This window comes from Sphingobium sp. DC-2, from assembly GCF_000722555.1.
Taxonomy (GTDB): Bacteria; Pseudomonadota; Alphaproteobacteria; order Sphingomonadales; family Sphingomonadaceae; genus Sphingobium; species Sphingobium quisquiliarum.
This window is the reverse complement of the sequence record NZ_JNAC01000122.1, coordinates 80,438-104,303: the sequence shown is the minus strand read 5'-3', so window position 1 is coordinate 104,303 and position 23,866 is coordinate 80,438. Positions and strand designations below refer to the sequence as shown.

The 23,866-nt window shown below is 63.9% G+C and carries 24 protein-coding genes; 11 read left to right on the top strand and 13 right to left on the bottom strand.

Annotated features, from left to right (window positions below; translation table 11 throughout):
- Position 1: 1 nt before the first annotated feature.
- Together ET21_RS0121590 and ET21_RS0121585 are read right to left on the bottom strand one after the other, a co-directional pair.
- Positions 2 to 1,075 carry an HlyD family secretion protein gene (locus ET21_RS0121590; RefSeq protein WP_030541320.1) on the bottom strand — a complete coding sequence of 358 codons (1,074 nt, stop codon included), beginning with the start codon at positions 1,073 to 1,075 and terminating at the stop codon, positions 2 to 4.
- Positions 1,072 to 2,529: an efflux transporter outer membrane subunit gene (locus ET21_RS0121585; protein WP_081856822.1), complete on the bottom strand. Its 1,458-nt coding sequence runs from the start codon at positions 2,527 to 2,529 to the stop codon at positions 1,072 to 1,074. Before ET21_RS0121585 ends, ET21_RS0121590 begins: the two co-directional genes overlap by 4 nt.
- Before the next feature lie 122 nt (positions 2,530 to 2,651).
- On the opposite strand from ET21_RS0121585, the gene ET21_RS0121580 reads away from it, so the two are divergent.
- The 5 genes from ET21_RS0121580 (at position 2,652) to ET21_RS0121560 (ending at position 8,548) form a co-directional block, all read left to right on the top strand.
- Positions 2,652 to 3,356, top strand: coding sequence for a TetR/AcrR family transcriptional regulator (locus ET21_RS0121580; protein WP_081856821.1), 705 nt, complete (start codon positions 2,652 to 2,654; stop codon positions 3,354 to 3,356).
- Positions 3,357 to 3,967: 611 nt separating this feature from the next.
- Positions 3,968 to 5,377 (top strand): bifunctional enoyl-CoA hydratase/phosphate acetyltransferase, encoded by a 1,410-nt coding sequence (locus ET21_RS0121575; protein ID WP_030541317.1) that lies wholly within the window; start codon positions 3,968 to 3,970, stop codon positions 5,375 to 5,377.
- On the top strand, positions 5,374 to 6,558 hold the full coding sequence (locus ET21_RS0121570; protein WP_030541316.1) for an acetate/propionate family kinase: 1,185 nt from the start codon (positions 5,374 to 5,376) through the stop codon (positions 6,556 to 6,558). Before ET21_RS0121575 ends, ET21_RS0121570 begins: the two co-directional genes overlap by 4 nt.
- Positions 6,555 to 7,328 (top strand): enoyl-ACP reductase FabI, encoded by a 774-nt coding sequence (gene fabI, locus ET21_RS0121565; protein WP_030541315.1) that lies wholly within the window; start codon positions 6,555 to 6,557, stop codon positions 7,326 to 7,328. The genes ET21_RS0121570 and fabI overlap by 4 nt, the downstream gene beginning before the upstream one ends.
- On the top strand, positions 7,325 to 8,548 hold the full coding sequence (locus tag ET21_RS0121560; RefSeq protein ID WP_030541314.1) for a phospholipase A: 1,224 nt from the start codon (positions 7,325 to 7,327) through the stop codon (positions 8,546 to 8,548). The genes fabI and ET21_RS0121560 overlap by 4 nt, the downstream gene beginning before the upstream one ends.
- Before the next feature lie 581 nt (positions 8,549 to 9,129).
- Here ET21_RS0121560 and ET21_RS28945 read toward each other — a convergent pair.
- From ET21_RS28945 to ET21_RS0121525, 8 genes are all read right to left on the bottom strand, one after another.
- Complete coding sequence (locus ET21_RS28945) at positions 9,130 to 9,387, bottom strand: LEPR-XLL domain-containing protein (RefSeq protein ID WP_156029324.1); 258 nt, start codon at positions 9,385 to 9,387, stop codon at positions 9,130 to 9,132.
- Between the two features lie 77 nt (positions 9,388 to 9,464).
- On the bottom strand, positions 9,465 to 10,067 hold the full coding sequence (locus ET21_RS0121555; protein WP_051768287.1) for a sensor histidine kinase: 603 nt from the start codon (positions 10,065 to 10,067) through the stop codon (positions 9,465 to 9,467).
- Between the two features lie 19 nt (positions 10,068 to 10,086).
- Positions 10,087 to 10,725, bottom strand: a complete 639-nt coding sequence (locus ET21_RS0121550) for an ABC-type transport auxiliary lipoprotein family protein (RefSeq protein ID WP_030541312.1) — start codon at positions 10,723 to 10,725, stop codon at positions 10,087 to 10,089.
- Entirely contained in the window at positions 10,722 to 11,636 is a 915-nt protein-coding gene (locus tag ET21_RS0121545) for an MlaD family protein (protein ID WP_030541311.1), read from the bottom strand. Before ET21_RS0121545 ends, ET21_RS0121550 begins: the two co-directional genes overlap by 4 nt.
- On the bottom strand, positions 11,636 to 12,340 hold the full coding sequence (locus ET21_RS0121540; RefSeq protein ID WP_237751634.1) for an ABC transporter ATP-binding protein: 705 nt from the start codon (positions 12,338 to 12,340) through the stop codon (positions 11,636 to 11,638). The genes ET21_RS0121545 and ET21_RS0121540 overlap by 1 nt, the downstream gene beginning before the upstream one ends.
- Before the next feature lie 56 nt (positions 12,341 to 12,396).
- Positions 12,397 to 13,494 (bottom strand): ABC transporter permease, encoded by a 1,098-nt coding sequence (locus ET21_RS0121535; RefSeq protein WP_030541309.1) that lies wholly within the window; start codon positions 13,492 to 13,494, stop codon positions 12,397 to 12,399.
- A 251-nt stretch (positions 13,495 to 13,745) separates the two neighbouring features.
- Entirely contained in the window at positions 13,746 to 14,411 is a 666-nt protein-coding gene (locus tag ET21_RS26770; RefSeq protein ID WP_051768286.1) for a TetR/AcrR family transcriptional regulator, read from the bottom strand.
- A 193-nt stretch (positions 14,412 to 14,604) separates the two neighbouring features.
- Positions 14,605 to 15,930 (bottom strand): glycoside hydrolase family 130 protein, encoded by a 1,326-nt coding sequence (locus ET21_RS0121525; protein ID WP_081856819.1) that lies wholly within the window; start codon positions 15,928 to 15,930, stop codon positions 14,605 to 14,607.
- 257 nt (positions 15,931 to 16,187) lie between these two features.
- Here ET21_RS0121525 and ET21_RS0121520 point away from each other — a divergent pair, with 257 nt between their 5' ends.
- Positions 16,188 to 16,412, top strand: coding sequence for a hypothetical protein (locus tag ET21_RS0121520; RefSeq protein ID WP_030541306.1), 225 nt, complete (start codon positions 16,188 to 16,190; stop codon positions 16,410 to 16,412).
- Between the two features lie 242 nt (positions 16,413 to 16,654).
- Here ET21_RS0121520 and ET21_RS0121515 read toward each other — a convergent pair whose 3' ends face one another.
- Positions 16,655 to 17,386 carry a Bax inhibitor-1/YccA family protein gene (locus tag ET21_RS0121515; protein ID WP_030541305.1) on the bottom strand — a complete coding sequence of 244 codons (732 nt, stop codon included), beginning with the start codon at positions 17,384 to 17,386 and terminating at the stop codon, positions 16,655 to 16,657.
- Between the two features lie 347 nt (positions 17,387 to 17,733).
- On the opposite strand from ET21_RS0121515, the gene ET21_RS0121510 reads away from it, so the two are divergent.
- From ET21_RS0121510 to gpmA, 5 genes are all read left to right on the top strand, one after another.
- Positions 17,734 to 18,207 carry an Hsp20 family protein gene (locus ET21_RS0121510; protein WP_030541304.1) on the top strand — a complete coding sequence of 158 codons (474 nt, stop codon included), beginning with the start codon at positions 17,734 to 17,736 and terminating at the stop codon, positions 18,205 to 18,207.
- 93 nt (positions 18,208 to 18,300) lie between these two features.
- Positions 18,301 to 18,825 carry an Hsp20/alpha crystallin family protein gene (locus ET21_RS0121505; protein ID WP_030541303.1) on the top strand — a complete coding sequence of 175 codons (525 nt, stop codon included), beginning with the start codon at positions 18,301 to 18,303 and terminating at the stop codon, positions 18,823 to 18,825.
- Positions 18,809 to 19,342, top strand: a complete 534-nt coding sequence (locus ET21_RS26765; RefSeq protein WP_051768285.1) for an NADH dehydrogenase ubiquinone Fe-S protein 4 — start codon at positions 18,809 to 18,811, stop codon at positions 19,340 to 19,342. The genes ET21_RS0121505 and ET21_RS26765 overlap by 17 nt, the downstream gene beginning before the upstream one ends.
- A gap of 39 nt (positions 19,343 to 19,381) precedes the next feature.
- Positions 19,382 to 20,503 carry a putative zinc-binding metallopeptidase gene (locus tag ET21_RS26160; protein WP_051768284.1) on the top strand — a complete coding sequence of 374 codons (1,122 nt, stop codon included), beginning with the start codon at positions 19,382 to 19,384 and terminating at the stop codon, positions 20,501 to 20,503.
- 70 nt (positions 20,504 to 20,573) lie between these two features.
- Positions 20,574 to 21,260: a 2,3-diphosphoglycerate-dependent phosphoglycerate mutase gene (gene gpmA / locus ET21_RS0121490; RefSeq protein ID WP_030541300.1), complete on the top strand. Its 687-nt coding sequence runs from the start codon at positions 20,574 to 20,576 to the stop codon at positions 21,258 to 21,260.
- A gap of 159 nt (positions 21,261 to 21,419) precedes the next feature.
- Here the strand turns inward: gpmA and zwf are convergent, their stop codons facing one another.
- The gene (zwf, locus tag ET21_RS0121485; RefSeq protein ID WP_202807153.1) at positions 21,420 to 22,865 is read right to left on the bottom strand and encodes a glucose-6-phosphate dehydrogenase; all 1,446 of its coding nucleotides are present in this window, start codon (positions 22,863 to 22,865) and stop codon (positions 21,420 to 21,422) included.
- Positions 22,866 to 22,876: 11 nt separating this feature from the next.
- On the bottom strand, positions 22,877 to 23,863 hold the full coding sequence (gene gnd / locus ET21_RS0121480; RefSeq protein ID WP_030541298.1) for a phosphogluconate dehydrogenase (NAD(+)-dependent, decarboxylating): 987 nt from the start codon (positions 23,861 to 23,863) through the stop codon (positions 22,877 to 22,879).
- Positions 23,864 to 23,866 lie beyond the last annotated feature (3 nt).

Sequence of the window (23,866 nt, the reverse complement as noted above, 5' to 3'; positions counted from 1 at the left end):
CTCAGCGCTGCCGCGGCCGCGTCAGATCCTCGGGCCATGGCACGCTCGGATCGGTGCGGACATAGGCCATGCCGGGAAGCCCGGTCTTCACCTGGCGCAGATTGCGCTGGAGGAGCGCGGGGTCGATCCGCGCACGCACGCGGAACATCAGCTTCTCGCGCTCGCTCTCCGTTTCCACCGTCTTGGGCGTGAACTGCGCCACGTCGGCGACGAACGAGACCTTGGCGGGGATGACCACGTCAGGCATCGCATCGAGCACGATCCGTACCTCCGAGCCGAGCGCTACCCGGCCCGCCGCGGTCGTCGGCAGGAAGAAGGTCATATAGACGTCCGACAGGTCGATCAGGTTGAGCACCCGTCCGCCGCCGGCGACAACCTCGCCGGGCTGCGCCACGCGGAACTGGACGCGGCCACCGCGCGGCGCGCGCAATGCGCTGTCGCGGATGTCGGCCTCGATCCGCTCGATCGTCGCGCGGGCGGCATCGACGTTGGAGCGAGCGCCGACGACCTGGCTGCGCGCGGTGGCGATGGTGGCATCCACAGCAGCAAGTTGGGCGCGCGCGGCCTCAACCGCAGCCGTCGCACCTTCCACCTGCGCCTGATCGTCGTCGCGCTCCTGCGCGGGCGTGGCGCCTTCGCGGGCAAGCGTCTCTGAGCGACGGAACCGCCGCCGGGCTGCGTTCAGTTCGGCCTCGCGCTGGCGCACTGCTGCGAGCGCGGCGGCGCGTTCGCTCTGGCGCTGCGCGACCTGGGTCTGGGCCGTCTCGACTGAGGCGGTGGCCTGGGCGAGTTGCGCGACCGCTTCAGAGCGCTGCGCTTCCAGCACATCGGTGTCAATGCGCGCGACGACCTGCCCCGCTTTCACGAACGAGCCTTCCTCCACCAGGATGTCCCGGATGCGGCCGGGAGTCTTTGCCGAGACGTCAATCTCCGTCGCCTCGATCCTTCCATTCCCGCCCTCGATGCCCTCCGGCAGATCGGACGGCTTGAGCAACGTCCAGAGAAGGAGGGCAACCGCGACCGCGGCAAGCACGACCCCGCCGCGGACGAGCCATTTCCTGTCGGGCATCTTCATCGTGCCGGGTCCTCGCGATAGATCGTGCTGGCGGGAAAGCCGCCGCCCAGGGCGGAATAGAGTGCGACCACGCTCGCCAACTCGGCGCGGCGCAGCTGGATCAGTGCCTGCTCGGTGTCGAACAGGTCGCGCTGCGCGTCGAGAACCTCGATCGATGCCGCGCGGCCATTCTGCACCCGCAACTCGGCCAGGCGCGCACGCTCGGCAAGCGCTTCCAGCATCGAGCGGGTGCTTTCGATCTGCAAGCCGATCTGGCGCCGCCGGACGAGCGCGTCCGACACGTCGCGAAATGCGCGCTGGATTGTCTGCTCATACTCGGCGACGGCGATATCACGCCGCGCTTCCGCCACGTCGAGGTTAGCAGCAAGCCTGCCAGCGTTGAACAGCGGCAGGGTAATGGTAGGCGTGAAGGTCCACGCCTCCGTGCCGTCGGCAAACAGCTTGTCCAGCGCATCGCTGGCCGTGCCATAGGCGCCGGACAGGTTGATGTTGGGCAGGAAGGCCGCGCGCGCGGCACCAATATTGGCATTCGCCGCCCGCAGCCGGTATTCGGCCGCAACGATATCCGGACGGTGGATGAGGAGGTTCGACGGCAGTCCCGGCGGCAGCGTCATCGCCGGCCCCTGTTCCGCCAACCGCAGCGTCCCCGGTCCGATCTCGACCGGCCGCCCGACAAGCAGCGCCAGCGCGTTGCGGTTGACCCCCCGATCCTGCTCGATGGTATGCAGCGCCGTCTCCGACTGTCCGAGCAGCAGCTGCGCCTGGCTCATGTCCAGCTTGGAGCCAGATCCCACCTCGAAACGCCGGCGCGCGATACGCAGCGCCTCGCGCCGGGTCTCGATCGTCCGGCGGGCGAGCGCGGCCCGCTCCTCATATTCGCGTTCCAGCAGATAGCCGTTGGCGACCTGCGCGACGAGATCGGTGGCCACCGCGCGGCGCGCTTCCTCGCTCGCCAGATACTGTTCGCGCGCCGCATCGCGTAAGTTGCGCAGGCGCCCCCAGAAATCGACCTCCCAGCCGGCGTTGAGCTGGGCGCTCCACTGCCGCAGGTCGATGGTCTGGGTGCCGACGCCCGGCAGGTTGAAGATCGAGCGGCCGCGCGTTCCCGTGCCCACCGCGTCGAGTTGCGGGTAGAGCGCCGCGCCTTCGATCCGCCAGCTCGCCCGTGCCTCCGCTACGCGAGCGGCCGCGATGTGCACGTCCCGGTTGTGGACAAGCGCTTCGTCGATCAGCTTTTGGAGCTCGGGCTCGCGGAAGAACTCGCGCCAGCCGAGCGCGGCGATGGTCGCGGCATCGGAAACCTCGGGGACGAACTGGGCCGGCACTGGCATCTCCGGCCGCTCATACCGCGGGGCAAAACTACAGGCCGTGAGGGAGAGCGCGCCCACTCCTGCAAGGACCAGGCAGCAGCGCGGTCCGCCCGCTGCGCTTGCAAACCGCCTGTCCGCAGCCATCGTGCCTTCCCTGTTACATTCGCGCCCTGGCACCAACGACCGTGGCGTCTTCGACCTCTTTCACCTACCTTCGCATGTGCAATATGTAAACGGTAGGGTTTCGTTCTTCCTGCCGGTGATCGATTTTCCTGTTCGTTCCACGACGCAGGTGGCACGCACCGGCAGATGACTTCGACCACACCAGTCAAGCGCGGCATCCTCCTTCCGCGCAGCCCCAAGGGGGGCGACCGACGCAAGATGTCGCAGCTCATCTTGGCGAGCATATCCTGGAAACGGCTTTCGCCGAGTTCGTCGCGTTCGGTGTCGACGGCGTCAGCATGGAGCGGGTGGCGGTTGCGGCGAAGGTCTCGAAGCGAACGTTATACGGACGCTTCAAATCCAAAAACGGTCTCGTGCTCGCGACTACAAATCATGGTCTCGCCAAGCTCGCCAAACCGATAGCCGATGGGGAACCACAGGGATCGGTTCGCAAGAAGATTCTGTACGTGACGCGCTGTATTCTGGACGTGTCGCTGACCGAGTATGTGCTCGGGCTTGAGACGCTGATCGAATGGATTGTGGACAACGGGCTGCACAAGGACGCCGATGCCTCGCCGCTCGGATATGACGCGGGCGTAAAGATGCTGGAGGCGATCCTGACGGAGGTGGTCGAGGATCCGGAAGAACGCGCGTTCATGGCACGGCATGTCTATGATGCGCTCGTCACGATTCCGCGGATGCGGATCCTGCGGCTGGGCGATCTCTCCGACACGCCCGAATGCAAGGGCAGGTACGCGGAGCGCACCCTCTCCCTGCTCTCGCACGGCATACCCTTTCTAGCCGAGTGACAGTCGGTCGACTTTCACGCGCATTCGCAATCGGGCTTGCAAGCGATGCTGAGGCCTATGTATGTAGACTGCAAAGTACCGTAACTCGCATATTCATGGCGGTGGCACTGTGCTGTGCCGCGGAGGATCATCGTGACGACACCGCTGGAAGAGCGAACAAGTGGTCCCGCTTCAACCCTGAACCGGGGGCGACGGGCTGTTGCCTCGGCGATACCCTGCCGGCGGCAGGGGTAATGCCATGGCAACCGCCGCCAGCAAGCGCCCGGTCAGCGCCAACCGGCTTCATGCCCGGCCTGATCCAGCGGAACCGGCCTGTCCACCTGAAGTGCTGTCAATCCATCTGTCCGACAGGCGTGATGTTGAGGCGCAGTTGCCCGGAAAAGAGACGCATGAGCGGCCTTGCAAGCTCTTCAGTTCGAAGGACGGGCTGGAGCCCGCCGCCGCCGGTGAGGGTGCCGTCCCTCGGTTGGGGAGAGTGGCTGGGCAGCCACGTTGGCGAGACCGCGAACGGTCGCGGATCGCTGCGCAGGAGATGCAGGGGACAACGGTTCCCGGCTGCGGGCGATCTCCGCCTGGCCTTCACGTCCTCGAAAGGTGATCTTGTGGTCGAAATGATCGAGAACCGAACGTTCGACGAGCTCCAGCCGGGAGACACAGCGAGCGTGACGCGCACGCTCAGCGAGGACGACATCAAGTTGTTCGCGCTCGTTTCCGGCGACGTGAACCCAGCGCACCTGGACGAGGAATATGCCGCGAACGACATCTTCCAACGGGTCATCGCGCATGGGATGTGGGGCGGCGGGCTGATCTCGGCCGTACTCGGCACCGAGTTGCCGGGGCCCGGCGCCATCTACCTCAGCCAGTCGCTGCGCTTCACTCGCCCCGTCGGGATCGGCGACACGATCACCGCCACGGTCGAAGTCGTCGAGAAGCGGCCCGAGCACGGAGTGGTCGTGCTCGACTGCCGCTGCGTCAATCAGGCTGGCGAGGAGGTCATCACCGGCCGTGCCGAGGTGAAGGCACCGCGCGAGAAGGTGCGTCGTCCTCGATCGCCGCTTCCCGAGGTCCGCATCAAGGATCACGACAATTATCGCCGCCTGATCGACGCCACGTCCGGTGGCGATCCGGTGCCGACGGCAGTCGCCCATCCGTGCAGCGAAGCGGCGCTGATCGCCGCGATCGAGGCCGCCGAGGCCGGGCTGATCGTGCCGATCCTCGTCGGGCCGGTACAGCGCATCCGCAACGCCGCCGAGGCGGCGGGCAAGGACATCGCCCCCTATCGCCTGGTCCCCTCCGATCACAGCCACGACGCCGCTGCGAAGTCGGTGGCGCTTGTCCATGCGGGGGAAGCCCGGCTGCTGATGAAGGGGTCTCTTCACACCGATGAATTGATGGGCGCGGTCGTCACCAAGGGATCAGGGCTCCGGACCGAACGACGGATCAGCCATGCCTACATCATGGACGTGCCCGGCCACCCCACGCCGCTCATCATTACCGACGCCGCGATCAACATCGCGCCGACGCTTCAGGAGAAGGCGGACATCATCCGCAACGCCATCGACCTTGGCCATGTCATCGGCATGGAAGAACCAAAGGTTGCAATCCTGGCAGCAGTCGAGACGGTCAATCCAGACATGCCCTCAACCCTCGATGCGGCGGCGCTGTGCAAGATGGCGGATCGCGGCCAGATCACCGGCGGTGTCCTCGACGGCCCCCTCGCCTTCGACAATGCCATCGATGCCGGCGCCGCTGCGGAAAAGGGCATCGTGTCCCCGGTCGCGGGCAAGGCCGAGATATTGGTCGTGCCCAACATTGAGGCGGGCAACATGCTGGCCAAGCAACTGACCTTCCTGGGAAGCGCTGACGGGGCCGGCGTGGTGCTGGGCGCGCGGGTGCCGATCATCCTCACCAGCCGCTCCGACAGCCTGCGCACGCGGCTCGCCTCCTGCGCCGTGGCCGTGCTGCTGGCGCGGGCCGGAACCAAGGCAGCTCCGGGCCTTCGCCAAAGCCACACGGCATGACCGCCGTCGCAAGCCTGAACGCGGGTTCGTCCAGCATCAAGTTCGCGCTGTACACTGCCGACGGCGTAGCGGAGCCCGCGCTGCTGTCCCGCGGCAAGATCGAGAAGATCGGCATCGCACCCCGGCTAGTGGCACATGATGCGGGAGGCGAGCTACTCCATGAGCGCGAATGGCCCGACGGCCGGGATCTGACCCATGACGACCTTCTTGAGGATTTGTTCAACGGCGACGTCCACCCCGACGCATCACAGGTGAGCGCGGTCGGCCACCGGGTCGTTCATGGCGGCATCGCGTTTGCCGCGCCGCATCTGGTGGACGAGACACTGCTCGACGCACTCGACCGGCTGTGTCCGCTCGCGCCGCTGCACCAGCCGCACAACCTTGCCGCAATCCGCGCCCTCTGGCGGCTCGCCCCCAAGCTGAAGCAGGTCGCGTGCTTCGATACCGCCTTCCACCACGACATGCCCACGCTGGCGACGCGTTTCGCCATCCCCCGGGCGTTGCACGATCAGGGCATTCGCCGCTACGGCTTCCATGGTCTGTCCTACGAGTATGTCGCGCGGCGCCTGGCGGAGGTGGATCCCGTGCTTGCGAGCGGTCGGACGATCGTCGCGCACCTAGGTAACGGCGCAAGCCTGTGCGCGATGCACGGCGGCAAGAGTGTCGATACGACCATGGGCTTCACTGCCCTCGACGGGCTTATGATGGGTACGCGTTGCGGTAACCTGGATCCGGGCGTCGTCCTCCACCTGCTGATGCAGATGGACATGGACGCAGCCGCTGTCGAAGACCTGCTATATCACCGTTCGGGCCTGCTCGGCGTGTCCGGCATCTCGAGCGACATGCGCACGCTGTCTGCTGATGGCTCGCCCGAGGCGGAAGAGGCCATCGACCTGTTCGCCTGGCGGGTCGCGCGTGAAGCCGGCGCGCTTGCCTCATCGCTCGGCGGCATCGATGGCTTCGTCTTCACCGCCGGCATCGGCGAGAACCACGCCGAGGTCCGCAGCCGCATATGCCAGCGCCTGGCATGGCTCGGTACTGAGATCGACGAGATCGCAAACGCATCCGATGCCCCGCGCATCAGCCTTCCGTCGAGCGCCGTCACCGTTCGCATCGTTCCAACCGACGAGGAACTGATGATCGCCCTCCATACCCTCTCCCTGATCGGAGAAGCCGCGTGAGGCCCCTCGTGGACCTGGAAGGAAAGCGCGGCCTGATCGTCGGCATCGCGAACCAGAATAGCATTGCCGCAGGCTGCGCCGAAGCCTTTGCTCATTGCGGTGCACGGCTGGCCGCCACTTACCTCAACGACAAGGCGGAAAGGTGGGTGGAGCCCGTCGCGGATCGCCTTGGCGTCGAATGGACGGCGCCGTGCGATGTGCGGGTCCCTGGACAAACCGAAGCGCTGTTCGATCGCGTGCGAACCGAGTGGGGCGGGCTCGATTTCCTGCTCCACTCCATCGCCTTCGCCCCGCGCGAGGAGTTGCATGGCCGCGTCGTCGACTGCTCGGCTGAGGGCTTCGCCCTCGCGATGGACGTCTCCTGTCACAGCTTTTTGCGCATGGCGAAGCTGGCTGAGCCGCTGATGAACGATGGCGGCTGCCTGCTATGCGTCACCTTCTACGGCTCCGAGCGGGTGGTGGCGCATTATAACCTGATGGGGCCGGTGAAGGCGGCACTTGAAAGTGCTACCCGCTATATCGCTGCGGAACTCGGCCCCAGGAACATCCGTGTGCATGCTATTTCGCCGGGCCCGATCGCCACACGTGCGGCCAGCGGCATCGACCGCTTCGACGAGTTGCTCGAACGAGCCGCATCTCTGGTGCCAACCCGCGAACTGGTCGACATCGCGGATGTTGGGGCTCTGGCCGCCTTTCTGGTGAGCGATGCGGCTCGGCGGATCACCGGCACAGTCATCCCGGTCGACAGCGGGCAGCATCTTCTCGCATGAACGCCGTGATCTCCCTGGCGCTGCTCACAGGCCTTGCCGCCCGGTCCGTCAGTGCGGCAACCGCAGCCGAGCCGGTCGAGATCGTCATCGTCGACGCGGGCCGGCGTGAGGCGGACGGATCGGTGGTCGTCGACCTGCGCCTGCTCAACGATGGAGCAAACCCGGCGACGATTCATCTGACCGATCGGGTCGCGGCTCGGCTGAGCGATCGGGTTACGGAGCACAGCGTATGGCTGGAACGCGACGCGGCAACGCCGGCCAATACCACGGTGCCGGGCGGCGGCTTCGCACGTGCCCGCTACCGGTTGCGCGGTGCCATAACGTCGTCGCTAGACGGCAGCACATTGTCCGTGCCGGCCTTGACGGTTCAGCAGGTCGTGCTTGCAGATCGGACTCCACCGCTGCCGTCCGCCGGCGAGACCGCGCCCGAATCTATGCCTGCGGAGCGCGACATTCCCCGGCCTCTCGCCGCGTCGGCACCCGCCGATCGCTCGGCCGGCAATCCGTTCCTCCGCAACCTCGGCGCCTACCAACCCATCTATGCCGTCTATGGGCCAGGTACCAACAGCGAGGCACGCCTTCAGATCAGTTTCAAGTACCGGCTGTTGGGCGTGACGAGTGCATCGTCGCCGGGCGACGCGCAGGAGGGTCTGCATTTCGGCTACACTCAGCGAATGTTCTGGGATCTAGGCGCGGAGTCATCTCCGTTTCGCAACATCGACTTTCAGCCGGAGCTCTTCTATCTCACCCCCTCGGCGACACTGGCGAACGGCACGTCCCTCAGCCTGCAAGCAGGCATTGCCCACGAATCCAACGGTCGTGACGGGGAAGCGTCGCGCAGCCTCAACGCGATCTATGTGGCGCCGGCGGCGGCGATCCCGCTCGGCGGAGCTTATCGTCTGGTGGTCGCGCCCCGCCTCTCAGCTTTCGTAGGCGACCTGTCGGACAATCCCGACATCCGGCGTTATCGGGGAAACACCGGCCTTTCCGTGGAGATCGGGGAGGATGACGGGCTCCGCCTGTCGACCTCGACCCGGTTCAACTTCGGCAGCGGCAAGGGCGCTCTGAGCGCCGATCTCTCCTACCCGCTACCACGGATATATGAAGGCTTGCCGGCGGTATACCTGTTCGGCCAGAGCTTCATCGGCTACGGTGAGAACCTGCTTGATTACAATCGCCGAATGACGCGTTTCCGTATCGGAGTAGCCCTGGTCCGGTGAAGTGCCGCTCGTACGGAGGGGAACTTCCTATCGCAAACTGGCGCTGCGCTCGTGATCTCGTTGGCATCGTGCTACTCGCTCGATCCTGCGAACGACACCGGTTCTGGACTAGACTTCGGAACCCAGCCTTGATGTGGCATTGGAGCGGAAGCGAAGCAAAACGATCAAGAAGGCAAACTTTCAACAGGTCAGCAGCCTCACCCTCCCCGCAGCCTTACAGAGTCGCTTAGCCGGACTTGCGATCACGCTCACGGTCAGTTTGGCTACACTACCGCCCCTAAGGGCTGCCCCAACTTGGACCTAGCTGGAAATGCTCGCCGTGGTGGGTGCGAAACGCTGCGCCTAAGGCAACGAAAAGTGGCTCCCGTACACCCGTCCCTCTTCGGCGCCCTGCCAGTTGATGGATGCGCGCGAGTCAGAGCTGGGACAGCTGTTTCAACGTTCCCCGACCACAGCCTGTTGTTCCGTTGTTCCCATGTTCCCCGACGTTCAAGGGATCTCGCCGCCCCAAGCGCTAGGAACTTGGCGATGATCGGTTATGAGACGAATGCGAGCAGCCAGTGGGTGAACGCTCATTTGGCTTAGAGCACCGGCAACACGGTCTTGGGCACACGGGAGCGAAAGCCGGTACTCAGAGGACAGTTGAGGCGGACACGAATGCGCTGGTTGAAGTGATCGGCGATGCGAGGCACTGTGCGCCCGGCGCGCTTGCACGACCAGGACACCTGCGAAAGAAGCATCCTAGGCTCTAAAGTCTCCAGCCCGGGCTCACGCCATGCCGATGCTGTGATTTCGTCGCACAGGTTTTGTGCCCGCGGACGATAATTGTCCCGATACACTTACCCGTTGCCTAGCTGTGGAGCCGGTTTAACCCAACAACTTCGCGAGCCCGCTCCGCTACTGACCTCCGCCCTTTCTAGAGATGAATGGCAGCGAGTGGCGCGCGCAGGGTCCACACGACCCCCGACGGCTCAAAGTCTAACTGGGCCGCACCCTGCAAGCTGCGGCCGGTTGCCGTACATGTTAGCCGGGTTCCGAAGCCCTCTCGCTCGGGTTTCACGACGGGGGGACCGCCGTGTTCAAGCCAGCGGAGCCACACCTCGGCACGGTCGTCCGAGCCGATCTCCTTCCAGGTCAGATCGATCGCACCGGCCATGCTAGACAGCGCCCCATATTTGATCGCGTTGGTCATCAACTCGTGGAACGCGAGTGTCAGCGTCATTGCAGCATGCGGGCCGACTGCCACTAGCGGGCCATCGAACCTCACCTTGTCCTTGTAGAGAGTGAAATGAGCGAGTGCATTCTGCGCCACCTCCCTTAGCGGTGCAGCTTTCCAATCGTGGCGAAGAAGCTGCTCGGTTGCGCCGCCAAGCGCCTCCAACCGTTGGTCGATCGTTGCCCTGGCTTCATCGAGTGACTTGGCGGACCGCAAGCTCTGGCTCACGAGGGATCGAGCGATAGTGAGAATGTTCCTGAACCGATGTTCAAGCTCTCGCATCCGCGTGTCAACGTCGACCATGCCCCTATACGCTCCGGGCTCAACCGCAACGTTCTGAGCACTTCAGCGCAGTGACCGCCCACCTTGCCAACACCGCCGATTGGCGCGCGACCGCGCGATCGAAAGCAGCAACAATCGCGCCCATCCGATTTTCGACAGCCGGTTCCTGATCCGCCAGAAGCCAGGCGGCGACCTGTTTCCCATCTTTATCGAAGAGCGATGCTTCCCCCTCGACTTGAATCACAGGAGGCTCCTTCGCACCCTTGTCGTAGCGCGCCTCGAAACGCTGGATCCGTACATACAGCAGATGATCGGCATCAGGGCGGCGCTTATCGACGATTTCGATCCCGGCTTCTTGCCTGCGCAGCGCCGCTGCCAGTGCAGCGCCATACAGCATCGGCGCCGCGCTCACCCAGCGAGCGCCCTTGATATAGGACGCCTGAGCCTGTTCCACCGTGAGAATGCGCTGGTCTGCCACCTCCGCCGGGAAGGTCGGTGTGGGAAGACGAACGCGATATAGGGGTCCCGCGACTGGTCCAGGCGCTTCGAGGGCGGTTTGAGATGCGCCGAACCGATATAGCCGATCAGGCTTGCCTCCGCCGAGCAAGCCGCCCACGCAGCCGGACAGGACGAGTGCGAGCGCTGGAAGCAGGAGCCAATGAAGACGGCGTGCTGTCATGGCTCAACTTTCCTTTCCTTGCCGCTCCCGCGCGTGAGCGTGGCGCGCGGATCCTGTCTGATCTGGCGGATCACCTCCTTGAGTTCATCCGCTGCATCCTCCAGCGAGTGCATCGCGGCGCCGGCCGCGGGAAGCGTATCGCTGCCGACCTTGCCGGCTGAATTCGAGATATCGGCAACCGCGCCGCGCGCTTCGGCAATCGTCACCTTCAGCTCTTCCATGGCATCGGCGGCGTTGGCGAAAGTGCGACGGCCATCGCCGTTTACGATTCCGCGGATGTTCGCGACGGCGACCTGCACATCGTCCATCGAACGATCGAGCTTGGCGACCGCAGAGGCTGCGCGATCGAATGTATGGCGATTCTGGGCGAGCTTGCCGGATGTCGCACGTAAATCGGCAATGACGGCGGTGATATTGTCGATGTTCCTGTCCGAGAGCAGATTGTTGATCCGCTCGAGCACCTGCCCCCCGCCATCCATGATCGAAGCCGATGCCCGCGGCTTGCTCCTGATCAGCGGAGGATCGTCCTTCGATACCGTCTTAAGCAGCGGACGTGTTGGCGTGCCGGCACTGATTTGCAGCGCGTTGACGCCGGAAATGCCCTGAAGCTCGGTGCTGGCAAGCGAATCGTCGCGGACCGGAGTGTCGTGGCCGACGCGAATGTCGACCAGGATCTTGCTGCTGTCTCCAGGCGCCAGGCGGACGCGCTTGATCTCGCCTACCTTTATTCCGTTGAACTGGACGTCGCCGCCCTCGCCGAGGCCACGAACGGGTCCTTGGAACAGCACCTGGTAATCGTCGGTCTCGCGGCTGACGCCCGATCCACCCAGCCAGACGACGAACACCAGCCCGCCAATCACCAGCAGGGTCGTGAGGATGCCGATCAGGAAATAGTTCGCATGACGCTCCATCAATGAACGCCTTTCCGTGCCGCGCGTCCCCGCGGTCCGCCGAGATATTCTTTGATCCAGGGATGCTCGGAACGCTCGAGTTCGGCGACGGGGGCGACGGCCACGACCTTCTGATCGGCCAGCACCGCAACCCGGTCTGTCACCGCATAGAGGGCGTCAAGATCATGGGTGATCATCAGAACGGTCAGACCCAGCGCCTCGTGCAGCTTGAGAATCAGCTCATCGAAAGCCGCGGCAGAAATCGGATCGAGCCCCGCGGTGGGTTCGTCCAGAAACAGGATCTCCGGATCGAGCGCGATCGCGCGGGCCAATCCTGCGCGCCGCCGCATGCCCCCCGAGAGCGCCGAAGGCCGTTTCGGGCCGGCATCGTCGTTCAGCCCCGCAAGCCTGATCTTGAGCGCAGCCAGATCACGCACGAACGGATAGGGTAACTCCAGATGCTCCAGGAAAGGCGTTTCCACATTCTCCTGAACCGTCAGCGACGAAAACAACGCGCCATTCTGGAAAAGCATGCCGATGCGCTGGGCAATCCCGCTGTGCCCGGCCTCTGCCAGGTCACGGCCGAGCAGTTCGATCCGGCCGGCCGCCGGTCGATTGAGGCCAAGAATGGTGTGGAGCAGTACCGATTTGCCGCTCCCCGACCCGCCGATCAGTCCCAGAATCTCGCCGCGTCTCACCTCCAGATCCACGCCGTCGTGGATCACCTTGTCGCCGAAAGCCGTGCGGAGGCCGCTGACGCGAATGGCGGGCCCATCCTCGCTCACAGGCCGAGCTGCCAATAGAGGAGCGCGAAGATCGCGTCGAACATGATGATGAGGAAGATCGATTGCACCACAGCGGTCGTGACACGAGCGCCGAGGCTTTCGACGTCACCGCCTACATCGAGGCCGTGCCGACATCCGGTTGCGGCAACGACAAGCGCGAAATAGGGCGCCTTGGCCATGCCGAGCCAGAAATGCTTAGTGCCGACCATGTCGACGAGCCGCTCAAGAAAGAAGTCGGGGTCGATCCCCATCAACGGCCATGCGACCAGCATACCGCCGGCCAGCCCCCCGAGATCGCCGACGAAGGTGAGTATGGGTAGCGCGATCACCGCCGCCAATATGCGCGGCACGACGAGCGCCTCGTAGCGCTCGATGCCCATCACCTGCATTGCATCGACTTCCTGATTCATCCGCATTGCGCCGATCTGCGCCGCAAAGGCCGACGCCGAGCGTCCGGCGAATACGATGGCGGCGAACAAAGCTCCGAACTCGCGCAGCACGCCGATACCGACGAGTTCGACGACATAGGCATTGGCGCTGAGCATCTGCAGCATGGTCGAACAGACCAGCGCCAGAACAGCACCCACGAAGAAGTTGAGGAAAAGGACGATCGGTATGGCGCCGAGGCCGGCGTGCTCCAACGTCGCAAGGACGGGCACCAGGCGCAGGCGACCGGGATGGATCGCGACACGAACGAGAGCCACGGTCATGCGGCCAACGAATATCTGCCCTTTCCAAAGTTCGCTCGCAGCTTGCGCGACGCCAAAGCCGATCGCATCGAACACCCAGCGCATGGATCGCGGGCGTCGCCTCAGGGGATCCCGCCCAGGTTCGGCATCGCCTATCAGTGCTGCGAGGCGTAGAAAATCATCGCGGCTTCCCCCATCGAAATGGACACGCGCATCGCGCGTCAGGAGTCGAAGCGCCGCATATGCACCCGCGGTGTCGATCCGGCCGAGACCGGAAAGATCAAGCCGCGAAGCCAGACAATGCTCTTGCTCTATTCGGCACGGAATGACGCCGAGAGTGGCGGTGGTCCAATCTCCGCTGAGCCGCGCTGTCTCATTGCTGATTTTGTAGTCGGCAATGCTCATACACGAGCCGGCGGGACGGAATATCGCCCTGCTACGCGGTCGTCCGCATTATGCGACGGCCGAACCGCTCTAAGGTCGGAGTTATGGGTAGCGGATGCCGCGGCTCCGTTTTCTGATGATGTGACCAGAAGTGGTCCTCCGCATCCCACGCCAGCAAAGCCCCGCCCTTACGGTACTCAGGAGTCTACATTTACGAACGTTGCGTGGGTGAGGCAAGCCCTGTTGCGAGTGAGGCCTGATCGCGACAGCCCTCAGTCCGCGAGGGCAGCTATGCCGCGCGACAGCAGGGACAGTGTCCGCCGCGCATACTCGTCCTTGCTGATCGGCGTGTCGGCAAGATCGCCCAGTCGCAGGATCCGCATTCGCGGGATCGTGACGAGTGCGTAGTAGAGATGCTTTGCCAGGAAGGCACGTTCCTCCAGCTCTTCCACCTCCTCGGTCAGGATCGATTCGAGAATCTTCATTCCAGCATCGATTCCTAAAAGAGCTGGATCGGCGTCCTTATGCCGTCCGCGATCGATGATCCAGTCGGCCAGCGTCTCCAGCCCGAGCACAGATTCGGTGAGAGAAACGTCCAGGATCTGCCGCGTCACGTGAAGTATCCGCTCCCGAACCGATCCCTTCGGTACGGTATTCAGGATCGGTCGGGCCAGTCTCGCCATGCCTCGGTCGGCGGCTGCTAGAACGAGGTTGTCCTTGGACGCGAAGCGCCCGTAGAGTGTGCGCTTCGACACATTCGCCGCCGCCGCCACCCGTTCCATGCTCGTGCCATCTGGGCCGTAGCGGATAAACTCCTGCAGCGCGACGTCGAGAATATGCTCCAGTAGCTGTGCGGCGACTTCCTGCGTCGGCCGTCCACCCTTGCGGCTGCGCGGCGGCAGTCGGCGAGCCTGCTTGCGGCGGTTTGCTGGTTCCATACCACTTCGGTGCCATCGTTCCGGCAAAGAGGGCAAGAATAGAACAAGGAGGCACGAGATTCTGGTGCACCCGACCCGAAACGGATCGGCCGAAGCTGGCTCCCTCGGCGGTGGGGGGGGGGTCGATGGCCATCGTACAAAGACGACGGAAGGGGCAGTCCGCGAACCTACAATCCGCAGTTGCGCGCTCCCATCATCGAAGATTGGACAAGATATCGGAGATCGGCGCGCTCGCAAAGGCGGTATATTGGTCCGCAACCGCATATGGTAGCAGCAGCATGCCGTCGTGGACCAAGCTGCCGCAACTGTAGACCACGTTGGGAACGTAGCCGCCGCGTTCCTGCGGGCTTGGCGTCAGCAACGGCTTTGGTGTCCGCGCGAGCACGCGGGCGGGATCCTTCTTGTCCAGCAGCACGGCGCCGATGGAATAGCTACGTACCGGTCCGACCCCATGCGTCAAGACCAGCCATCCCTCGTCCAGTTCGATCGGCGGGCCACAATTGCCCATTTGAACGAACTCCCATTCGAATCGTGGATACACGACACGCTGCCCTTCATCCCAGCGGTAAAGATGGTCAGAACGCAACAGCCAGATGCTCTCGTTGTCCGCCCGAGCCAGCATCATATAACGCCCGTCGACCCGCCTCGGAAACAGAGCCATGCCCTTGTTGAGAGCAAACATCCCACTCAATGGCCGCAACTCGAAACAGGAGAAGGTGGCGGCGCGCAGCATCTCCGAACGCGCGTTCGATCCACTGAAGGCTGTGTAGGTGGCGTAGTATTCGACCGTGCCATCCTCCTCGAGGAACCGTGTGAGGCGTAAGTCCTCGATCCCCTGACGCTGGCTGGCCGTAACAGGAAATAGCACCGGCTCGGAAGCGTCCGTGAGATCAGGCCAGGAGAAGCGAACGACATCTCCGTCCTCACTCTCGATCCGCGGTGCAATGCCATGCCCTACCGGCGGCTCGATGGAGAGATCGCCACCCGGGCACCAGGTGCCCACGCGAAAGGTAGCGGACGAGACATGGCCCTCGCCGATACCGCGAAGCGAGAAGATCAACCTCACTGCTCCGGCCTTCACCCCGGACTGGTCGGGATGCAGGACGACGCTCGGGTTGAACAGCGCCGCGGATTCGAAGGCATACTCCTGGCTGAGGAACGCACCGACCAGTTCCGCTCGCTCCGTATCGAGCGCTGGAAGGTTGAACTGAGATCGGGCTGCGTCGAATTGAGCAGCAAAGAAGGCATCGACGTCGCGATGACGCTCACGCATTGTCGCCACCACCTGACGATGGAGCGTACGGGACCCGATTTCATCGAGGGCAGCTATCCGCTCGAAAATGCGTTTCGGACGCGACATCAGTTCTTCGAACGGGGGCGGATAGCCCGGCAGAAAGGGGCGCAGCACGGTCCGCGATGGATCCGGTTGCAGCCGCAAAGCGTACCGGGTGAAAACGCTGCTGGCGGCTTCCGCTCCGACCTTGCGGAACGCCGCATCGTCCGTGTTCGCTTGCTTCATCGCCCTTTCTCCAGCAGACACAGGCGTGGGGGGGGCGCCAGCCAGTAGGCGACACCCGTGAAAGCTCCTTTCCGCTCCTCTGGTCGAAGCCGCGGTGGGTACCGTCTCTGATCGCATGGCTCTGGGGGGCGCAATATTCACCTCGGGTTCGGCTTGGCCGAGCACTCAAACCCGCACATTAAGAAGCTTTAGGGCTAACGCAACTACGCTACCGATACCCGGACAACGTCCTGTTCAAGCCGTGCCAGCTTGGCGCAATGCCGCTGGCCAACTGCATCGCTATGGCCCGAGGACGCGAGCGCGAGCCGGCGGGGCTTGGCTCCTACTCGATCAATGCAGAGTATTGCCCGCAGCGAGCAAAGGCCCGCCTGATCATCACGAAGGCTACGCAGACCTCCGCCGTCGTGAACGGCTATTTCGACAAACTTGGCCTCCATACCAGCGAGCAGCTTGCCGGCGCTTGCGTAGGCACGGTCTGGTGAGGGAAAGCGGGCGGCTTGTCGAAATGCAGGGCCTCGCGGATCCGGTCGTAATGGACGCCATGCGAGCCCTAGAAAATTAACTTCGGTCGATATGGTCTCCGGCAACCCGGACGAGACGCACCAACGTCGGGACGCCTGCACGAGCTACTTACGCCCATCGACACCAGCACTGATTGTACATTGCAGCGCCAAGCGGCAGAACGTCGGCGCTGCGCAAGGTTGTATGGATTCGTCTTAGCCTATCATTCCTCCCGCTGCCCGAATAGGCTGAGCAGCAGCTGGAACAGGTTCACCAGGTTCAGGTAAAGCGAAAGCGCGCCCATCACGGCCAGCTTTTCGGCTCGCTCCGACCCGGCATAAGCCAGATATTCGCTCTTCAGGCGCTGCGTGTCCCAGGCCGTCAGGCCGGTGAACACGAGCACGCCGACAATCGAGAAAACGAGCTGCAGCGTCGAGGAGCCGACGAACAGGTTGACGATGCTCGCGATCACGACGCCGATCAGGCCAACCATCAGGAAGGTGGACCAGCGCGACAGGTCGACGTTGGTCGTATAGCCCCACAGGCTCATGGCGGCGAACACGGCCGCGGCGCTGAAGAAGGCCAGGGCAATGCTGGTGCCCGTGAACACCAGGAAGATACTGGCCATCGACACGCCCATGACCGCAGCAAAGGCGAAGAACGCCGTTCGCGCCTGTCCTGTCGTCATGCGCTCGACCCTGAACGAGAAGAACATGACAAATGCCAGCGGCGCGAAGATCGCGACCCACTTAAGCGGCGTGCCGAAGATTGGCTGGTACAGCGCCGGCACGCTGGCGACGAGGAATGCCACCAGCGCCGTAATGCCGAGGCCGAGCGCCATGTTGCGATAGACGCCGAGCATGTGCCGGCGTAGGCCTTCATCATAGACGGCCGTGGTTGTGGCCCGGGCCGACGGGAAAGGCCGATAGGTATTCGGTTCGAAAATTCTGTTCATGCCTCACTCCATTGCTCCAATGTCAATGAGGCACTCGGCCGGCTCCACGTGGGAGCCCGCGATCCTGCACCGAGCGCACTCGATGCGGTCCGACATGACGATGGCGTAACGCCGTCGACAGAGGGGCCCGGTCCGCGGGCTTAATGTTGTATTCGCCCGCACCCGTTTCAAGGGCGGAGATGCTTGCGAAGTGCTTCGCTGAATTCGCGAATTTCCACTTGAAACCTCTTGAGCCGTTCCTAGTTTTTCGATTGCCGGACGCCGTTCGGGTCCGGTGGACATAGAGGGCGTCGGCTCTCCGTTTCCGACGCTTCTCATGCCCAGATTGCTCACAGGAGGATTTGGAGATGAGAACCAACTTCGACTTTGCGCCGTATCGGCGATCGACGGTCGGCTTCGACCGTCTGTTCAACCTGCTCGAGGCAGGTGCCCGCGACGACGATGGCTACCCTCCCTTCGATATCGTCAAGGAAGGCGAGGACAGTTACCGCATCACGCTTGCGGTGGCCGGCTTCCGCCCGGAGGACATCGAGATCGTCGCTCAGCAGAATCTGCTCAGCGTCACCGGCAAGCGCGCCGAGGATGACGGGAAGGGCGAGTATCTGCACCGCGGCATCGCTGCCCGCTCGTTCGAGCGGCGCTTCCAGCTGGCGGATTTCATCGAGGCCGGCGACGCCCGGTTCGAGAATGGCCTTCTGTCGATCGCGCTGAAGCGCGTCGTCCCCGAGGCCATGAAACCGCGCAAGATCGAGATCGCCGGCGGGACCGGCGACAGCGATCGGCTTGAAGCGCCCAAGGGCGAGAACAGCGCAGCGGCCTGATCGCGCGATAGATGTGGCTCCGTCGGCGCGCCGCTTCGGCGGCGCGGCCGACGGACCATGTCCAACGCCTGCCAGGAAAGGAGGATAATCATCATGGCAATTCGTGATCTCATTCCTTGGGGCCGGCAGGAGAGCCGCGCTCCAGAACGGAGCGACGACAGGTCCGACCAGCAGCACCCGCTTGTGTCCCTGCACCGCGACGTGAACCGCCTGTTCGACGACGTCTTCCGGGGCTTCGGCGTACCGGCTACGAGCGGCTGGGGTCGCAGCCTCGAGTGGCCGACGATCGAGCTTTCGGAGACCGACAAGGAGATCCGCGTCACCGCCGAACTGCCCGGGATGGATGAGAAGGACGTCGACATCAGCGTCGACGACAATGTCTTGTCGATCAGCGGCGAGAAGCGTTCCGAAACCGAGGACAAGGAGCGTGGCTATTCGGAGCGGAGCTATGGTCGCTTCGAGCGCCATATCGGGCTGCCGCGCGGCGTTGAGCAGGACCGGGCAAGAGCGACGTTCAACAAGGGCGTGCTGACGATCGTCCTGCCCAAGTCCGCGGAGGCGATCGAGAGCCGCCGCGCCCCCCCGCTTCGGAGTCGGAAAAATGGCAACCAGAGCTGATTCTCTTCCACCGTTCATTGCGACGCCGCCCGCGCCGACACCGCGCCTTGCGGAGTTCGCTAACGATAACGTCGCGACCGAGGTGTCTTCGCCGTTTGATACGGCGTGGCGACGCTACGCAAGCGCGCTGCCGGCGGACGCATTCGCCATCATCGAACCCGATCCGCTCGCCGGTCGCTCCGGCGGCCGCGCCCGTGAGGGTCGATGGCGGCTCCGTTTCCGCCCGCGGTCGCGCCCGTTTGTCGATCCGCTCACCGGCTGGACGGGAGGAAGCGACCCCCTCGCCCATCTGGAGCTCGGCTTCCCTTCGCGTGAAGCCGCCGAGGCCTATTGCCGGCGGTACGGCCTCTCCTACGAGAGCCGGGACACACCGCGAGGGTCGGGACCTCAGCCACGGGAGGAAATGGTTTTCATCCCGGTCGGCGTGCCTACCTGCTGCATGCCCGCGGGTCCTCATCCCGTGTGCTGCGGCAACGCGACGGCGGAGCCGATCGAGACGTCCCATGCGGACACCTGAACGTGGCCTGCCGTCGCGCAGCTAACAGGGATCTGACGCTTGGCCTTCCCCTGCCCGAACTGCCGGCACCAGCTTCACCTGGAGGAAAGCGCCTGCCCGAGCTGCGCACACCCAGTTGGCTATGACTGGCGCATAGACGCCTTTCGTCATCTCGATCCTAGGTCGCGCGAGTGGCGCGATGCAGAGGGATCACCCGCCGCGGCAAAGCCTTGCGCCAATGTTCGTTACGGCGCGTGCAACTGGCTGGCAGATGAGAAGGGCGCTGAAGTGCTCGGTCCGACCGGATCAATGTGCCGCGCCTGCCGGCACAATCGCATGATCCCCGATCTCGCGGTGCGCGGTGTCCTTCAACGCTGGCGGCGGATCGAAGAGGCCAAGCGGCGCATGATCCGCGGTGCGATCAAGCTCGGCCTGCCCCTCGAGACCAAGGCCGAGCGCAGCGACGGGCTCGCCTTCGATTTCTTGTACGATGCCGCCGCCGAAAACGGCTATGTCCCTCAACTTCTCACCGGCCATGCCGGCGGTGTCATCACGCTAAACGTGATCGAAGCGGACGACGCGGCGCGGGAGCGCATACGCCAGCAAATGGGCGAGCCCTACCGCACCCTTCTAGGTCATTTTCGACACGAGATCGGCCACTATTATTGGTACCGGCTCGTCGCCGGCACCGACATGCACGATCCCTTCCGCGCACTGTTCGGTGACGAGCGCATCGATTATGCTGCAGCGGTCCAGCGCTACTATGCCGGCCGTCCGGCACTCGGCTGGGCTGATGAGCATGTCAGCGCGTATGCAACTGCGCATCCCTGGGAAGATTTTGCCGAGACGTTCGCTCATTACCTGCACATCGTCGACACGCTCGGAGCGATGGCGGAGTTCGGTGTGGGGCTGGAAGGCAATCGCGCACCGCGCCCGGACATCGATGCGTATCGTGTCGCAACGGCGACGCTCGTTGAACGGTGGATACCAATATCTTTCGCGCTCAACGCGGTAAACCGGGCAATGGGGCAACCGGATCTCTATCCCTTTCGTCTCAGTCCCGGCATCATGCTCAAGCTCGATTTCGTGAACCGTCTGATTGTGCGGGCCGCGGGCCGCGAGGAAATCCCGGAAGGGTCTGAGCTGGCCGCGATGATCGCAAGCCTCGGGCACGGCGTGTGAAACCTGCGGGACGCCGGATCGCGGAGCGGAGAGACGTCCGTTCAGCTCGCAATGTCCGTTGGAGAACCCCTTGCCCACGCTCGTGCTGATCCGCCACGGCCAGTCGGTCTGGAACCTTGAGAACCGCTTCACGGGCTGGTGGGACGTGGACCTGACGCGGCAGGGCGAGATTGAGGCGAAAGCGGCCGGCGAGCTGATGGCGGCAAAGGGGCTGGACTTCGACCTCTGCTTCACGAGCCTCCAGACGCGTGCGATCAAGACGCTCAACCTGGCGCTCGAGGCGATGGGGCGGTTGTGGTTGCCCGTCGAAAAGGACTGGCGTCTGAACGAGCGCCATTATGGCGGGCTCACCGGCCTCGACAAGGCAGCGACCGCAGCCAGGCACGGAGCGGAGCAAGTGAAGATCTGGCGCCGATCGTTTGACATCCCGCCGCCGCCGCAGCAGCCAGGGGGACCCTATGATGTCACCGGCGATCGCCGCTACGCCGGCATCGCAATTCCGAACGCCGAGAGCCTGAAGGAGACGATAGGGCGCGTGCTGCCCTATTGGGAGGCAAGGATCGCGCCGGAGCTCAAGGCCGGCAGAAGAGTCGTGATCTCGGCGCACGGCAATTCGCTGCGCGCGCTGGTGAAGCATCTGTCTGGCATCCCCGACGATGAGATCCCCACGATCGAGATCCCGACTGGTGAGCCGATCGTGTATGAGCTCGCGCACGATCTTACGGCAACAGACCGCTATTATCTGTACGAGCGGTAGGGCGACTACTGAAATGCCACTCGGAGCCCGCCTGTCGCGTGGAGTCCAGCGCGGTAGCCGATCCAGCGTCAGCGCGGCTTGGGGCGATCCGAACCTTCGCGGAAAAAGGTGCCGGCCTTGTCCTGCCTCCCTTTCTGACCGGAGTTCGTTCGGTTCCATTTATCGACCCAATGCGTGCCATTGCCGGCCATCGCGGGCGATCAGTGCGTCGGCGGCGCGAGGTCCGGAAGTGCCTGGCGTATATTCCTCCAGCACTCCCTCGCCACGAGCCCAGGCGTCCAGGATCGGCTGCACAACGGCCCATCCCGCCTCGATCTGGTCGGCACGCTGGAATAGCGTCTGATCGCCCATCATCATGTCATACAGGAGGGTTTCGTACCCTGTCCGGTGCGCGACGGCGAACTTCTCTGCATAAGCAAAGTCGAGCGCTACGGGGACCGCCTCCACTTGCGGACCCGGCCGTTTGACCAGGAAACCAAGGTCGATCCCTTCGTGCGGCTGGATCTGGAACACGAGCTGATTGGCCGGGAGATGAGCGACCGGAGTCTCCCGAAACGTCGCATAGGGCACCGGGTTGAAGGTCACCACGATTTCGGTGTCCCGTGCGGCGAGCGCCTTTCCCGTGCGCAGATAGAAGGGCACGCCTGTCCAGCGCCAGGTGTCGACCATGAGCTTGAGCGCCACATAAGTTTCGGTGGCGGTGTTCGGGTCCACGTGCGGCGTCTCGCGATAGGCGGGGATCATCTGGCCGTTGACCTGGCCGGCTGCGTACATGCCCCGCACCGCGTCGCTCCGCGCCTCATCCGGGGTAATGCGACGGACGGCCCGAAGCAGCTTTGCCTTTTCGTCGCGGATGACCTCGGCGTCGAAGCTGTTTGGCGGCTCCATGGCGATCATCGACAAAAGCTGCATCAGGTGGTTGGGAACCATGTCCCGGAGCGCACCGGTTGTGTCGTAGAACGCCCCGCGGGTGCCGATGCCGATCGCTTCGGCGGCTGAAATCTGGATGTGGTCGACATACCGGTGGTTCCATACCGCCTCCAGCCAGGCGTTGCCGAACCGGGCGACCAGGATGTTCTGGACGGTTTCCTTCCCCAGGAAATGATCGATCCGGTAAACTTGGCTCTCGTTTACCCGCGACAAGATCCGCTGGTTGAGAGCCCGTGCGGACTCGAGGTCGTGACCGAAGGGCTTCTCGATCACCACCCGCCGAAAGCCGCCGTCATGTTCCTCGGTGAGGCCGGCGTCGGCGAGCCTGTCCACGATGACCCCGAAGAACTGCGGCGGCGTGGCCAGATAGAATGCGGCGTCGCCTTCGCCCAGCCGCTGCTTGAGCCTGTCGTAGACAGTCTCAAGCGTGAAGTCGCCGGGGAGGTAGCTGGTCCGCTGGCGCAATCGTTGCCAGCACTGTGTCTGCGGCGCGAACTCATCGAGGCTCACGCGCAGACTTTCATCATCGCCATCCCGAAGGGCTATGCCGATGACGTTGAGCTCTTCGCTCAAGAGTCCGTCGAAGCAGAGGTTGGCCAGCGCCGGAACCAGCAGCCTGCGGGTGAGGTCTCCTGTCGCGCCGAAGATGACGATCGTCGCCGGGCGCCCCGGCACGGTCACTCCATTCACTGCGGTATCTCGACATGCCCGCCGAACCCGAAGCGCATCGCCGAAAGCACCTGGTCGGCGAATGTGTGCTCGACCCGGCTCCGATATCGGGCGAACAGCGCAGCCGTAAGGACCACAGCGGGAACCGCCTCTTCCATGGCCGCCTCGACGGTCCAGCGCCCCTCGCCCGAATCCGCAACCCGCCCCGAGAACTGCGAGAGCATCTGATCCTTGGCGAGCGCCGCGGCGGTGAGGTCCAGAAGCCAGGAGGATATGACAGACCCTCGCCGCCACACCTCGGCGATGTCGGTGAGATTGAGAACGTAGCGCTCTTCCTCGGGGAGCTTGCTGGACTGCTTCGACTTCAAGATGTCGAAGCCTTCGGCATATGCCTGCATCAGGCCGTATTCGATGCCGTTGTGCACCATCTTGACGAAGTGACCGGCGCCGGCAGGTCCGGCGTGGATATAGCCCTTCTCCGCGCGCGCATCCTCTCCCTCATGCTCCATCCGGTTCGGCGTCCGCGGAATGGTACCGATGCCCGGCGCGAGCGCGTCGAAAATTGGATCGAGATGGTCGACGGCCTCCTTCGGTCCGCCGATCATCATGCAATAGCCGCGCTCGAGGCCCCACACGCCTCCCGAGGTGCCGACATCGATATAGTGGATGCCCTTGTCGGCCAGCAGCTTCGCCCGGCGGATATCGTCCTTGTAGAAACTGTTGCCGCCATCGATGACGACGTCGCCAGGTTCGGCGATCGTGCGGAGGATCTGGATCGTATTCTCGGTCGGCTCGCCCGCGGGCAGCATGACCCAGAAGACTGCCTCCGCGCCCAGCTTCTTCTTGATTTCCTCAAGCGAGCCAGCCGGCTCGAATCCTTCAAGCTCGAGTTCCGCCACCGCGTCGGGATTGCGGTCGAAGACCACTGGCTGATGTCCGGAGCGTTGAAGCCGACGGGCGATGTTGCCTCCCATGCGGCCGAGGCCGATCATTCCGATCCGCATATT